This is a genomic window from Eubacterium sp., assembly GCF_057858645.1.
The window spans coordinates 46,258-60,265 of the sequence record NZ_DBLZZO010000010.1 but is presented as its reverse complement, the minus strand read 5'-3'; the positions used below and the strand labels follow the sequence as shown (position 1 = coordinate 60,265).

Genomic DNA, 14,008 nt, shown 5'->3' with positions numbered 1-14,008 from the left:
AAAATTTATTATTTGCAAAGATTTAGAAAGTTGTTATAATAGTGAACTGTAAGTGACAATATCCTAGTAAATGAATATGGTTGCAGGATAAGGCACACAATAGTAAATGAACCGGATTTGATGATTATGCCGGTTTGGAATACAAAATCTTGAAGGAGGATACAGTAATGGATGTAAAGATTACAAAGGAAATGACAATGGGTGAACTTTTATCAATAGACAGAGGCGTAGCCATCGTTCTTATGGAAGCAGGAATGCATTGCATCGGATGTCCATCATCAATTGGAGAATCTTTAGAAGAAGCTGCTATGGTACATGGAATTAACCCTGATGAATTATTAGTTAATATTAATAAATATTTCGAGAACAAAAAAGTTGAAGAATAATCTTTAACTGTAGAGATAACAAGAACAGTTGTGGGTATTGTTTATGCAAACAGTCTCACAGCTGTTTTTATATGTAATAAAAAATTACTTCAGAATTTCTTATTGCATATAAATTATTCCACTAGGGATGTACACTCACATGAAAGGAAGATAGTGTGGAAACAAAACGTGCTGGTTGCGTGGAATGTGGCTGGCCACATTCGTGGTTCCTTATTAATCAAAAAGTTGAAATATTCTCCAAAAACAAGTAACATTAAGTATATCAAAGATAAAAGGGTGTAATAATATGCATTTTGGAGTGAATAAATTTATGCAGGAGGGGGCTTTTAAACAGTTATTTAAAAAGCAGACTCAGGGCATACAGGAAAAATATAATATAAAAAAAGCAGATGTACGAATAATAGGTTATTTGAACAGTTGTGGAGAAAATAATACAGCAAAGGATATTCAGTTTGTATCAAAAATGAACAAGGGGCACATATCCACAGCAATGGAAAATCTCTGTAATCAGGGGTATGTGAAGGCAATTCACGATGAAAAAGACAAAAGAGTGATACATTATGTTTTACAGGAAAAGGCAATGCCGATTTTGGAAGAACTGAATAAGGTAATGAAAGAAACAGAAAATGAGATAATGAAAGGTGTTACTGATGAAGAGAGAGAGGTCGTAAAAAGAGTATCCGGGAAAATGTGGGATAATCTTAACCGACTTCTTGAAAATAAATAACAAATGAAAAAGAAATGTAAACTTTTAATGAATGTTGTTGACATTTCTTTTTTTTAGGAATAGTATTGTTTGAAAACAAACTATCACCGAAGAGTGTGGAGTGCTAAAATATATTGGTACATTAGAATAAAACAAAATAAAATAATATGTCCTATTAGTTGGTATATTATTAAGGAATAACAAGGAGGAATTATGGTTCGTTTACTTAAACATATGAAGGCAAAAGAATGGGCAATGGTTATTGTAAGCATTGCGTTTATTGTTTTGCAGGTTCAGCTGGACTTGAAGTTGCCTGATTATATGTCGGACATAACAGTGCTTGTACAGACAAAGGGCAGTGAAATGTCAGATATATTTACGGCTGGTGGGAAGATGATGGGCTGTGCCCTAGGCTCGCTGGCATCAGCGATAGTTGTTGGCTTTTTTGCTGCAAAAATAGCCGCTAATTTTTCAAAGAGATTAAGGGAAGATGTTTACGATAAGGTAATGTCTTACACTGATAAGGAGATTAACAGCTTTTCAACTGCCAGTCTTATTACAAGAACAACTAACGATATTACACAGATACAGTTTGTTATAGCTTTAGGTTTACAGGTTATGATTAAAGCTCCAATTATGGCGGTAATGGCAGTAGCCAAAATCAGTTCAAAGAACTTTGAGTGGACAGCGCTTACATTGGCCATAGTTGCTTTTGTAATTTTTATTTTATTGTTTGTGGTAATTTTTGCATTACCTAAGTTTAAGAGAATTCAGTGGCTTACTGATGATTTAAACAGAGTTACAAGAGAAAACCTGACAGGTCTTATGGTTGTGAGAGCTTACAATGCTGAAGATTATCAGGAAGAAAAGTTCGACAAGGCAAATAACAGATTAACAAAAAACAATTTACAGGCATATTTGGTAATGTCAATTATGAATCCGGGACTTAATCTTGCCATGAATGGTTTAACTTTAGGTATTTACTGGATTGGAGCAATATTAATAAACAATGTTGCACTTACAGGCATGGCTGCCATAAAGGAAAGAGTTGGACTTTTCTCTGATATGGTTGTATTTACATCTTATGCAATGCAGGTACTGATGGCATTTTTGTTATTGGTAATGATTTTTATTTTGTTACCAAGAGCAACAGTTGCTGCAAAGCGTATTAACGAGGTTCTTGACACAGAAGTCTCAATGAAAGACGGCGTAAGAGAACAGGGTGAAGAAACATTAAAAGGTGAAGTTGAGTTTAAGAATGTTTCATTTGCATATCCTGACGCAGCAGACAATGTAATTCACAATATTAATTTTAAGGCACACAGAGGAGAGACGGTGGCTTTAATTGGTGCAACAGGTTCAGGAAAAAGTACAATTATTAACTTAATACCTAGAATTTATGATGCAACTGAAGGACAGATATTGATAGATGGAGTAGATGTAAAAGATTATTCAGAGAAGGCATTAAGAGACAAAATAGGTTTTGTACCACAGAAAGCATATTTGTTCTCAGGAACAATTGAGAGCAACGTAGGTTACGGTGAAGCAGAAGTTAATATGGATGATATAGAAAAGGCTGTTGAAATAGCCCAGGCAAAAGAATTTGTGGAAAATCAGCCGGGTGAATATGACGGTATGGTTGCTCAGGGAGGTAGAAACTTCTCTGGTGGTCAGAAACAGCGTTTATCAATAGCAAGAGCAATTGCAAAGCAACCTGAAATTCTTGTATTTGACGATTCATTTTCAGCTCTTGATTATAAAACTGACAGAGTTCTAAGAGAAACAATTAAGAAGGAAATTGCAGATACAACAAATATTATTGTTGCTCAGAGAATTGGTACAATAAAAGACGCAGACAGAATTTTAGTTATAGAAGATGGAGCAATTGTTGGCAACGGAACTCACAGTGAATTAATGAAGAATTGTCCACTTTATCAGGAAATAGCGTACTCACAGTTATCAAAAGAAGAATTGGAAAAGGAGGAAGTGTAAAATGCATGGTAGAAGAATGACTTATGAAAAACCAACAGGTAACACCTTCCAATCTCTTGGAAAATTAGTGAAATATTGTAAACCATATTGGGCAGTAATGATTATTGCGGTTATATGCGACATGTTAGGTGTAGTTACAAAATTAATCGGCCCAAACAAAATAAGCGACATTACAAATAAAATCTCAGCAGGCCTAACAGGAAAAATGGACATTGACGGTATAGTGTCAATTTGTGTTTTCTTGATAGTTTTGTATTTAGTGGGAACAGTTCTAAGTTATATTACATCGCTGATAATGACTATTGTCACCCAGAAATTAAACAAGGGACTTAGAACAAATATTTCTAAAAAAATTAACAATCTGCCAATTGGTTATTTTCATAAAACCACAACAGGTGACGTGTTATCAAGAGTAACAAATGATGTGGATACAATTGGTACAACAATGCAAAGTAGTATTACCACACTGGTTTCTGCAGTTACCATGTTTGTAGGTTCAATTGTGATGATGGTATATACTAATGTGGTTATGGCAATAACAGCAATTCTTGCATCAGTAATTGGATTTATTTTAATGTTCTTAATAATGGGCCATTCACAGAAATACTTTGCAGCTAAGCAAAAATGGTTAGGGGCAATGAATGGTCACATTGAGGAGGTTTACTCAGGTCATAACATTGTAAAATTATTTAATGGAGAAGCAAAGGAAAAAGAGAAGTTTATTAAATTAAATGAAAAAATGTGCGAAAGCGATTGGAAGTCACAGTTTTTCTCAGGCTTAATGCAACCAATTATGGCATTTATAGGAAATTTTGCTTATGTTGCAGTTTGTGTAATGGGTGCATATTTGGTAATGAACGACTATACAACTTTCGGTACAATTGTTGCCTTCATGATTTATGTAAGATTATTTACAAATCCTTTGGCGCAAATGGCACAGGCGGCTACACAGCTTCAGTCCACAGCAGCAGCTTCAGGAAGAGTTTTCGAATTTCTTGAGTCTGAAGAAATGGAAGATGAAAGCCATAAGGTTGAAAGTCTGCCAAAAAGCATTAAAGGTGATGTGGAATTTGACCATGTTAAGTTTGGCTATACAAAGGATAAAGTTATCATACATGATTTTAATGAACATGTTAAACCGGGACAGAAGGTTGCCATTGTAGGCCCTACAGGTGCAGGAAAGAGTACATTAGTAAATCTTTTAATGAGATTTTATGAAGTTGATTCAGGCGACATAAAAATCGATGGCATTTCAACTAAGGATTTAACAAGAGAGAATATACATGATTTATTTGGCATGGTATTACAGGATACATGGACTTTTGAGGGAACTATCAGAGAAAATCTTGCTTATGGAAAAGAAAATGTTACTGATGAACAGCTTGATAAAGTATGTAAGGCAGCAGGGTTAAGTCATTTTATTAAGTCCTTACCAAAAGGTTATGACACAATACTTGATGAAAAGTTAAATATGTCAGCGGGACAAAAGCAGCTTCTTACAATTGCAAGGGCAATGGTTGAGGATGCTCCAATGATGATTTTGGATGAGGCTACAAGCTCTGTTGATACAAGAACAGAAATTAAAATACAGGAAGCAATGGACAAATTAACAAAAGGCAGAACTTCTTTTGTTATAGCTCACAGACTTTCAACAATTAAGAACGCTGATATAATTCTTGTTTTAAAAGACGGCGATATAATTGAAAGTGGAAATCATCAGCAGTTAATGGAGCAAAAAGGATTCTATGCTGACCTGTATAATAGCCAGTTTGAACAGGTGTCATAAGAAATATATTGTACAAAATTAGTATAATTTTATAGGATAGCAGAAAAGGGCTATTTTTCATCATAATTTTAGGGTAGAATGGGTATGTTTGGAAAATTGGGAACATAAGAAGGGAAAAACTATGACTAAAAAAATGATAAGGAAAATAGCCCTTGTTTTGGCTATTGCAATGATTACACAATGTGGGTTTGGCTTAAAATTATTTTCTATAGATGTAAAAGCTTCCACAGGGACAGCTAATACGGTAACAGAAATAGAAGCCGGTAGCATTGAAGTTACTACAGGTCAAAATGAAAATACAGGTAGCGGTGACTTAGGAGAAGTGGTCCCTACAGGAAGTGGCGGAGAGACAGTTGAAACAGCTACAGATGAAACATCATCTGATTTACCTGCAGAGACACCAACGGAAACACCATCAGAAACAGAAACACCAACAGAGCCTGTTACAACACAAAGTAGTGAAATAATTGACGGTTTATATAGAGTAAAAAAGGGTGTGCTTGTAGAGTATGTGGGAGACAAAGAGGACAAGACAATAACAACTCTTACAATTCCTGCAAAAGTAACAACTATTAATGAATATGTATTTGAAGACTGCAAGTATATTAAAACATTAAAATTTGCAGACAACAGCAAAATTGCAACAATTTATCAATATGCATTTAAGGGTTGTGATGCTTTAAAAACAGTTACATTACCAGGCACATTGAAGACAATAGGTTACAAGGCATTTGCATCATGTTCGGCACTTAAAAAACTGACAATTCCAAGTTCCGTTACATATGGAAATCAGATTTTAGGTTCAAAATCTAATGTTACCTCAGTTACTTTTAAGAAGGGTATGAAAACAATTCCTTCAAATATTTTAAAGAACGCTAACAGCGTTGAGACTGTTTCAATATCATCAACAACAGTAACAGTTGGCGCAAGAGCTTTTTATGGTTGCTCATCTTTAAAAAAAGTATCGCTTCCAAGCACTACAACAACTATTAATACATACGCGTTTTATGGCTGTAAAAACATGACAAGTTTTACAATGTCAAGTAACATTAAAACCATTGGTAAATACGCATTTAAAAATTGCTCAAAGGTTAAAAAGATAACACTTTACAAAACTATTGTTTCAATTGGTGACGGTGCTTTTACAAATGACAGTAAATTAACACTGCTTGTATATGCAAACTCAAAAGGAAAGGCTTATGCAAGAGCAAAGAAGTTAAAGTGGGATTACACTAATTCAGAAAAGAAAAGAAGAGCAGCAAATCAGACAATTTACGACAATTATCTGGCAAAAGTAACTGCCGGTGACAAGAATAAATACAAATTAAAATATTTATCAGACTATGTACCCCAGGGGACCTGTGTTCTTGGAAAATATGTAATAGTTTCCATGTATCATAAGCATTTGGCAAAGCGTTCAATACTGGTTGTTTACAGTAAGTACACCGGAAAATTTGTAAAAAATATTGTCTTGCCTAATTATGATCATGTTGGCGCAATTACCAATGTAAAAGGAAGACTTGTTGTTTCCTTAAATAACATATCAACACCTGATTATGGAGCTGTGTACAGTTACAGCAAGATAAAGAAAGCAAAGCATGGAAAAGTATTAAAACCTGGCTATCGTGTGAGATTCTCAGGAGATGCAGACTTTGCAATTTTTGACGGGACTTATTTTTGGGCAGGTAAAAGTGCTAATACAAACTATGCAACAATGCAGGGCTACAAAGTTAAAATTAAAAAGAAAAAATTAACGTTCACAAGAAAGTTCAGTTATTATGTTCCGGCTAACAGTCAGGGACTAATTGTTCAGAAAATAAGTAAAACAAATAGAAGATTTATATTTGCTCAGTCTTATGGCAGATTAAAGAACTCATCCTTAATTACATACAAGAAAAAAGTAAGCAAGGCTGGTGGACTTGGCAGTCCTGTAAAAACAGAAACCTTGCCATGTATGCTTGAGGGAATTTGTATGAGCAGGAATAAGTACATATTCTTCACATTTGAATCAGGTGCATCGCTATATTGCGGAAATCCTGACAATACAAGTGAATTACAGATAAAATTTGTTTGTAGAATAAGTAAAAGCAAAATGGGATTTTAAAATTATAATCAATAAACATGGAACTCCTTTGATTAGTAGGTTAGAACTATTAATCGAAGGAGTTTTTTTTTGCCTGCCGTGTAAAACGTCATTGACATCAGCAATGGCATCATCAACAATTACAGTTGACGGTACACCTGTATCAAAGGATACAAATATTGCTTTAGGTAAAAATGTTCAGGTTTCATCAGCGGAAAATGCAACTGTTGGTGGAGACAAGATTGTAGATAATGATACAAGCACAAGATGGTCTTCAAAATCCTCAGATGATTAGTGGTTTGTAGTTGATTTAGGAAAGAGTTATACAATTAACAAGGTTACATTTAACTGGGAAGCAGCCTACGCAAAATAAGCAAAACTTATAAAATATTGTAAATGTTTAATAAATAAAGAAAAAAGTTAATAAAATTAACAAAACACTAAATTTACTTGTGTTTTTTACATTCAAATGATAAACTTTGCAATGAACAAGGACGTTCGACAATTATTTGTCGCACGTCCTTGTTTTGCTTTTTGGGACATTTTAACCCCCCCTTTTTAAGTAAAATGTCTTAATTGGAGATTAGGAAAATATGTATAGGAAATGGAGGTACTTGTTATGAACTCAGGAGACACAGGGTTTATACTCATTTGCTCTGCGTTGGTGTTTTTTATGACACCGGGGCTGGCATTCTTTTATGGAGGTTTAGTTAGGAGAAAAAATGTGGTCAACACCATGATGGCAATTGTTATGATTATGGGACTGGCAACAGTTATGTGGGCTTTGTTCGGTTATTCATTGGCATTTGGCGGAAATCATGGAGGCATTATTGGTGACTTTAGATGGTTTGGATTAGAAGGTATAGGTTGGAATGTAGGACCGTATGCAGATTCAATACCAAATCTTGTATTTTGTGCATTTCAGATGATGTTTGCCATTATTACACCAGCTCTTATAACAGGAGCAGTAGTAGGCAGAATGAGATTCAAGGCTTTGTTTATTTTTATAGCATTATGGTCTTTGGTGATTTATTATCCATTGGCTCATATGGTATGGGGCCAGGGCGGACTTCTTGCTGAATTAGGTTCAGTAGACTTTGCAGGAGGTGACGTTGTACATATTAGTTCAGGTGTAACAGCCCTTGTACTCGCAATTGTTCTTGGAAGAAGAAAAGGTTACGAGCGAATGACATATAGAATCCACAACATACCGTTTGTTGTATTAGGAGCTACAATTCTTTGGTTTGGATGGTTTGGATTCAATGCAGGTAGTGCTTTAAAAGCAGATGGGCTTGCAGCCCATGCATTTATGACTTCGGCAATATCATCGGCAGCAGCCCTTTTGTCATGGATGTTTATTGATATGGTAAATGATAAGAAAACAACTTTGGTTGGTGCATCAACAGGTTTGGTACTTGGTTTGGTTGCCATTACACCGGGAGCTGGATTTGTACCAATTTGGGCATCATTTATTATTGGAGCATTAGTTAGCCCAATATGTTATTATGGCGTTATTTTAGTAAAGAAAAAATTAAAAATTGACGATGCACTTGATGCATTTGGATGCCATGGCATTGGTGGTATCTGGGGCGGCATCGCAACAGGAATTTTCGGTAAAAGTTCTATTAATTCAGTAGCAAAATGGGATGGCCTTGTATATGGCGAGTGGAGATTGTTTGCAGCACAGATTGAAGGAATTCTCATTACAATAGCAATAGCTGTAGTGGGTACACTTATATGTGTTGGAATTGTAAGAATATTTACACCTCTTAGAGTAACAGACCGTGAAGAAAAATTAGGACTTGATATTTCCCAGCATGGAGAAAGTGCATATCCAAGTTTCAACGGTATGGACCAGTAAATTGTGGAGTAGAAATATTTATATTGGAAATAGTTGATTATTAGGAGGATTAAATCATGATAATGAAAATAGATGCCATTGTCAGAGAAGAAAAGTTTGAAGATGTAAAAAACGCTTTGATGGACATAGAAGTAAATGGTCTTACTGTTTCACAGGTTATGGGCTGTGGATTACAGCGAGGCTACAAAGAAATTGTAAGAGGTATGGAAGTTGAACCTCAAATGCAACCTAAAATTAAATTTGAAATAGTTGTTTCATCTGAAGAGTGGGCAGATAAAACTATAGATGCCATAAAAAAAGCTGCTTACACAGGAGAGTACGGAGACGGTAAGATTTTCTGCTATCCTGTAGAAAAAGCTGTAAAAATAAGAACAGGTGAAACCGGCTATGACGCCATTCAGCGTCAGGAATAAAAAGTAAGGAGATGTGTAAAATGATTATTAAGGTAGAAGCAATTGTCAGAGAAGAAAAAGCAGAGGACGTTATTGCAGCATTAGATAACATTCAGGTAAATGGTGTTACAGTAACAAAAGTTGAAGGTTACGGCGCACAGAGAGGTGCTGATAACTGGGTTAAAGGCATGAAACTTGAAACAAAAGTAAGACCTAAAGTTAAAGTCGATGTAATTGTATCATCTGAAGATTGGGCAGACTTAACAGTAAGAGCCATTCAGAAAGCTGCCTACACAGGAGACTATGGAGATGGAAAGATTTTTACTTATGAAGTAAGAAGCGCACAGAAAATCCGTACAGGTGAGACAGGTTATGATGCAATACAGCAGCAGGAATAATTTAGGTATATAAATAAATAAAAGCACAGTAGCTTTATTGAAAAGCAGACAATGAAACTCATTAAAAAATGGACTATATATGTAATTGATCGTGGTAATATGAAATTCGTATAAGTATTACGACAAACTTTAAAGTCTTACATTTAGTGAGAAAGATTGTCTGCTTTTTATATGTAATTTCTTATTACATATAAACGTTCTACTGGAGATACATTCTGGCACGAAAGGAAAAATATTGCTAAAGAAACACGTGCTTAGGGCGTAAATATAAATAAAAAATATTTTTATACAAAAAGTGCATTGACTAAAACATAATAAAATGTTACAAAATATATGAGAAAGGCGAAAGCCGTAAAAAGAAGGAGATTATATAAAATGAGAAAACTTAAGGACAAACTATTAGAATTAAGCCACAATAAAGGTTTAATCAAAGTAAGAAACTACAAAAAAGGATATGTGAGAAAAGGAATAACTGCCTTATTTTTAGCATTAACCCTTACAGTATCATCTTTGGGAGGTGGAGATTTGTATGCTGTAAAAGCAGGTAGCAGTTGGCTTGATAGTAATATTTATGATGACGAAGATGAAAATCAGGAAATTACTATTGTAAATAAGGGTGAACTTAAAGAAGATATGGAAGTGAAGCTTATAGGACCGGAAAACTGTATGTACAGATATTCTTTTGTCCCAAAGGAAACAGCCATATACACTTTCTATACAGTAGGTAGTTCAGCTACTTATGTTCGTTTGTATGACTCAAATGGAACACAAATACAAAGTGGCGGGAATAGTAGCAAGGTATTTCGTTTAAACTGTTGCATAAGTAAGAAGTTAATTGGAGGGGAGATGTGTTATTTTGATTTACAGGAGAGTAATTTTCACTCAATTGCATGTAATGTAATAGTTAAACAAATGGATATGGATGAGACATATGGCTGTACCAAAGATATTGATAACTATGGATTACATGATCAGGAAATACAGTTTGAACCGGTGCTATATAATATTATTGGTGAGGAAATAAAAAATCCAAAAAACATGACATATTTATGGTATAAAGGGGACGTTGATGAGGATGAAAAAGACGACAATATATGTTTAGGCACAGATAAGAAATTTAAGACAAAATGTGATGGATATGCCGATTGCCGTGAATATTCAGCATTGGTGTATAAAAATGAAAAGTTCTTTGAAAAAGTATATTGCCAGACAAAGGTAATAGAGTACAAATATACAATGAACCAAGGAGAAAAGTTGGAAGATTTAGACGAGTATACAACATTATTAGAGTTTACTCCCGAAAAATCAGGTTATTATAAGCTATATACAACAGGACTTAATACAGGAACCTTGCGTTTGTACAAAGACAAAGACTACACAAAAAATTGCAAAAATTACGTTGCAATGGCAGAAGAAAATGCAGAAGACTGTAAAAATGTCACCATAGAATATTATTTAAAAGCAGGGGAAACATATTCTTTTATAATGGAATATTTTTATTATAATGTAAGGATGTCAGTAGCCATTAATTTTGTAGGAGATGAAACCTCAACTACAGAAAAGAATTCAGAAGAAGATGTAATAACAAGTAATGAAATAACAACAAATGCAACTCAAACAACAGATAATGGAGTTTTAGACAATTCTCAAACATCAAAAAATGAAACTGGCATTTCAGAGAGAACAGATTCTCAGGCTTGTCCTACAACCGGAAACGTAACAGTAAAAGCACCGGTAAAAGTGAAAATCAAAAAAGCATATAAAAAGAAAAATAAAAATAAAAATAAAACTAAAATTTGTTTACTATTTAATAAAGTAGGAAATGCAAATAAATATGAGATTAAAATAAGCGACAACAAGAAATTTAAAAAGAAAAAAACTAAAACAAAATTAAGTAGGAAAACAAGTTACACATTTAGCGGATTGGCAAAAAGTAAAAAGTATTACATAAAAGTAAGAGCTGTTAAAGTAGTAGGTAAAAATAAAAAATATGGCAAGTGGAGTAAAGTTTATATTGTAAAATAATACAAATTATTAATATCCATTATTTATGGCGGATTGCTTAAAAATTCTATAAATGTTATAATGTCTAAAATATGGCTTAGTGTTTGCTAGTTTGAAAGGAAAGTATGATATGAAGGATTATATTATTAGTTGTTGTTCAACTGCGGATTTAACAGAAGAGCATTTTAAGGACAGGGATATTGAGTGTGTTTTCTTTCATTATGAACTTGATGGAAAAGAATATTTAGATGATTTGGGAAAATCAATGAGTTTAGATGATTTTTATCAGGCAATGGTTGATGGAGCAGAAACCAAAACATCTCAGGTAAATGCAGAAGAATACGAGGCACATTTTAGGAAATTTTTAGAACAGGGACTTGATGTATTGCATGTAACATTGTCATCAGGAATTTCAGGCACAATTAACTCTGCATTAGTTGCGAAGGCTAATTTGGAAGAAGAATTTCCTAACAGAAAAATTTATGTTGTTGATTCATTGGCAGCATCATCCGGGTTCGGTTTATTAATGGACAAGTTGGCTGATTTAAGAGATCAGGGAAAAACAATAGATGAAGTATATCAGTGGGCTGAAGAAAACAAAAGAAGAGTAAATCATTGGTTCTTTTCTACTGATTTAACATTCTACATTAAAGGTGGAAGGGTTTCAAAAACTTCCGGTATTGTAGGCGGTATACTTGGTATATGTCCATTGCTTAATGTGAATTCCGAAGGAAAATTAATTCCAAGAGCAAAGATTAAGGGCAAGAAAAAAGTATACAAGGCTATTGTGAAAAAGATGGAAGAATTTGCTGACAATAGATTAGAATATAATGATAAAGTTTATATAAGTAACTCAGCTTGTATGGAAGATGCTAAGGCTGTTGCAAACTTAATAGAAGAGAAATTTCCGAATACAAAAGGGAAAATTGAAATATACAATATAGGAACAACAATTGGCAGTCATACAGGTCCGGGAACAGTAGCATTGTTCTTCTGGGGCGACGAAAGAGTTGATTAAGTGCATTTATAGATTTTAAGAATGGAGAAAATAATGAAGATAGCAATTTTAACAGATAGTAATGCTGGAATTGATATAAATGAGGCAAAGGAACTTGGTGTACATTTAGCTTACACACCAATAGTTATCGAAGAGGAAACTTTTTATCAGGAAGATGGTTTGACTAAGGAAAAATTTTACGCAGAATTGAAATCAGATAAAAACATAACAACATCTATGCCTTCTCCAGGGGATATAATGGATAGATGGGATAAGTTATTAGATGAAGGTTATGAGCAGATAGTTTATATTCCACTATCAAGTGGCTTGAGCAATTCATGCCATGCGGCAATTCAGTTATCTGAGGAATATGATGGCAAAGTTCAGGTAGTGGATAACCATAGAATTTCTGTTACTATGCGTCAGGCTGTTTTAGATGCAATCTGGATGGCTGATAATGGAAAAGATGCAAAGGAAATCAAAGAAGCACTTGAGGCAAATGCCTTTGATTCAATAATATATCTTACTGTTGATGATTTAAAATATTTAAAGAAAGGTGGACGAGTTACACCGGCAGCGGCAGCTCTTGGAGCAGTTTTAAATATTAAACCTGTCTTAAGAACTGTTGGAGAAAATTTTGACGCAGTAGATAAGGTTAGAGGTAGCAAGCGTGCAATTTCAAAAATGCTTGATTATACAGAAGAATATGTAAACAAACTTTTAGAAAATAATGATACATCTAAGATTCGAATTGGTGCAGCAGGAACTTTTGAAAAAGAAGAAGACGCTAACAACTGGCTTGAACAGGTAAAAGAAAGATTTCCTAACATACCTGATATTTATTATGATCCGTTATCACTTGTTGTTGGGGTTCATACAGGTCCTGAAGCAGCAGGAATTGGCGTAAGTTTAATTTTGAGAGAAGAATAATAATGAGTTATAAATTTTTTTCAAACAAAGAGTGTGAGTATTATCCATGTCACAAAATAGCAGAAGGAGAAGAATTTAACTGCTTATTTTGTTTTTGCCCGTTGTACTCAATGGGAGAAAAGTGTGGCGGAAACTTTACAATTCTTAGCAACAACATAAAGGATTGCAGTAATTGTACTTTCCCACATAGAAAAGATAATTATGACAAGGTAATTGAAAAATTATCAGGCAATTAATTACAGGAAATATAATACGAAAAACATAAATAAATGTTTCACTAGGAATACACCCTGGTGCAAAAAGAATATAGTTGCGTGGCAACACGCACTCAGTACTTAGAATGTCGCTTGCGACATTCTTTTCTTTTAATAAAAATGACAAAATTTCAATAATGTATAAAAATATATATTTTATACATAAAATAGAGTATACTAATAAACAGTGACAAATTAATAATAATACAAAGGGGAGGG

13 protein-coding genes are annotated in these 14,008 nt (G+C 34.0%); all 13 read left to right on the top strand.

The window, feature by feature from the left end; genetic code table 11:
- Positions 1–167: 167 nt before the first annotated feature.
- The 13 genes from ACZM4J_RS04985 to ACZM4J_RS04925 all read left to right on the top strand — a co-directional run bounded on the left by ACZM4J_RS04985 (position 168) and on the right by ACZM4J_RS04925 (position 13,771).
- Entirely contained in the window at positions 168–386 is a 219-nt protein-coding gene (locus tag ACZM4J_RS04985) for a DUF1858 domain-containing protein (protein ID WP_022164540.1), read from the top strand.
- A gap of 286 nt (positions 387–672) precedes the next feature.
- Positions 673–1,113 carry a MarR family winged helix-turn-helix transcriptional regulator gene (locus tag ACZM4J_RS04980; RefSeq protein ID WP_428245101.1) on the top strand — a complete coding sequence of 147 codons (441 nt, stop codon included), beginning with the start codon at positions 673–675 and terminating at the stop codon, positions 1,111–1,113.
- A 192-nt stretch (positions 1,114–1,305) separates the two neighbouring features.
- Complete coding sequence (locus ACZM4J_RS04975) at positions 1,306–3,084, top strand: ABC transporter ATP-binding protein (protein WP_412336095.1); 1,779 nt, start codon at positions 1,306–1,308, stop codon at positions 3,082–3,084.
- Between the two features lies 1 nt (position 3,085).
- Entirely contained in the window at positions 3,086–4,870 is a 1,785-nt protein-coding gene (locus ACZM4J_RS04970) for an ABC transporter ATP-binding protein (RefSeq protein WP_022164917.1), read from the top strand.
- 121 nt (positions 4,871–4,991) lie between these two features.
- Positions 4,992–6,974: a leucine-rich repeat domain-containing protein gene (locus tag ACZM4J_RS04965; protein WP_489485702.1), complete on the top strand. Its 1,983-nt coding sequence runs from the start codon at positions 4,992–4,994 to the stop codon at positions 6,972–6,974.
- A 103-nt stretch (positions 6,975–7,077) separates the two neighbouring features.
- Positions 7,078–7,248, top strand: coding sequence for a hypothetical protein (locus ACZM4J_RS04960; protein WP_022164919.1), 171 nt, complete (start codon positions 7,078–7,080; stop codon positions 7,246–7,248).
- Between the two features lie 324 nt (positions 7,249–7,572).
- Complete coding sequence (locus ACZM4J_RS04955) at positions 7,573–8,814, top strand: ammonium transporter (RefSeq protein WP_022164920.1); 1,242 nt, start codon at positions 7,573–7,575, stop codon at positions 8,812–8,814.
- 56 nt (positions 8,815–8,870) lie between these two features.
- Entirely contained in the window at positions 8,871–9,227 is a 357-nt protein-coding gene (locus tag ACZM4J_RS04950) for a P-II family nitrogen regulator (protein ID WP_117999935.1), read from the top strand.
- 20 nt (positions 9,228–9,247) lie between these two features.
- Entirely contained in the window at positions 9,248–9,604 is a 357-nt protein-coding gene (locus tag ACZM4J_RS04945; RefSeq protein ID WP_022164922.1) for a P-II family nitrogen regulator, read from the top strand.
- 375 nt (positions 9,605–9,979) lie between these two features.
- Positions 9,980–11,629 carry a fibronectin type III domain-containing protein gene (locus ACZM4J_RS04940; protein ID WP_489485700.1) on the top strand — a complete coding sequence of 550 codons (1,650 nt, stop codon included), beginning with the start codon at positions 9,980–9,982 and terminating at the stop codon, positions 11,627–11,629.
- 109 nt (positions 11,630–11,738) lie between these two features.
- Positions 11,739–12,626 (top strand): DegV family protein, encoded by an 888-nt coding sequence (locus ACZM4J_RS04935; RefSeq protein ID WP_022165240.1) that lies wholly within the window; start codon positions 11,739–11,741, stop codon positions 12,624–12,626.
- A gap of 33 nt (positions 12,627–12,659) precedes the next feature.
- Positions 12,660–13,535, top strand: a complete 876-nt coding sequence (locus ACZM4J_RS04930) for a DegV family protein (protein WP_412336105.1) — start codon at positions 12,660–12,662, stop codon at positions 13,533–13,535.
- Positions 13,536–13,537: 2 nt separating this feature from the next.
- A complete protein-coding gene (locus ACZM4J_RS04925) occupies positions 13,538–13,771 on the top strand; it encodes a cysteine-rich small domain-containing protein (protein ID WP_022165243.1) in 234 nt (77 codons plus the stop codon).
- The last annotated feature ends 237 nt before the right edge of the window (positions 13,772–14,008 follow it).

Excerpts from the sequence above, each read along its gene's own strand:
- ACZM4J_RS04950 (WP_117999935.1), top strand. The coding sequence starts at position 8,871 with ATGATAATGAAAATAGATGCCATTGTCAGAGAAGAAAAGTTTGAAGAT.
- ACZM4J_RS04970 (WP_022164917.1), top strand. The coding sequence starts at position 3,086 with ATGCATGGTAGAAGAATGACTTATGAAAAACCAACAGGTAACACCTTC.
- ACZM4J_RS04925 (WP_022165243.1), top strand. The coding sequence starts at position 13,538 with ATGAGTTATAAATTTTTTTCAAACAAAGAGTGTGAGTATTATCCATGT.
- ACZM4J_RS04960 (WP_022164919.1), top strand. The coding sequence starts at position 7,078 with ATGGCATCATCAACAATTACAGTTGACGGTACACCTGTATCAAAGGAT.
- ACZM4J_RS04985 (WP_022164540.1), top strand. The coding sequence starts at position 168 with ATGGATGTAAAGATTACAAAGGAAATGACAATGGGTGAACTTTTATCA.
- ACZM4J_RS04955 (WP_022164920.1), top strand. The coding sequence starts at position 7,573 with ATGAACTCAGGAGACACAGGGTTTATACTCATTTGCTCTGCGTTGGTG.
- ACZM4J_RS04975 (WP_412336095.1), top strand. The coding sequence starts at position 1,306 with ATGGTTCGTTTACTTAAACATATGAAGGCAAAAGAATGGGCAATGGTT.
- ACZM4J_RS04965 (WP_489485702.1), top strand. The coding sequence starts at position 4,992 with ATGACTAAAAAAATGATAAGGAAAATAGCCCTTGTTTTGGCTATTGCA.
- ACZM4J_RS04945 (WP_022164922.1), top strand. The coding sequence starts at position 9,248 with ATGATTATTAAGGTAGAAGCAATTGTCAGAGAAGAAAAAGCAGAGGAC.
- ACZM4J_RS04980 (WP_428245101.1), top strand. The coding sequence starts at position 673 with ATGCATTTTGGAGTGAATAAATTTATGCAGGAGGGGGCTTTTAAACAG.
- ACZM4J_RS04935 (WP_022165240.1), top strand. The coding sequence starts at position 11,739 with ATGAAGGATTATATTATTAGTTGTTGTTCAACTGCGGATTTAACAGAA.
- ACZM4J_RS04940 (WP_489485700.1), top strand. The coding sequence starts at position 9,980 with ATGAGAAAACTTAAGGACAAACTATTAGAATTAAGCCACAATAAAGGT.
- ACZM4J_RS04930 (WP_412336105.1), top strand. The coding sequence starts at position 12,660 with ATGAAGATAGCAATTTTAACAGATAGTAATGCTGGAATTGATATAAAT.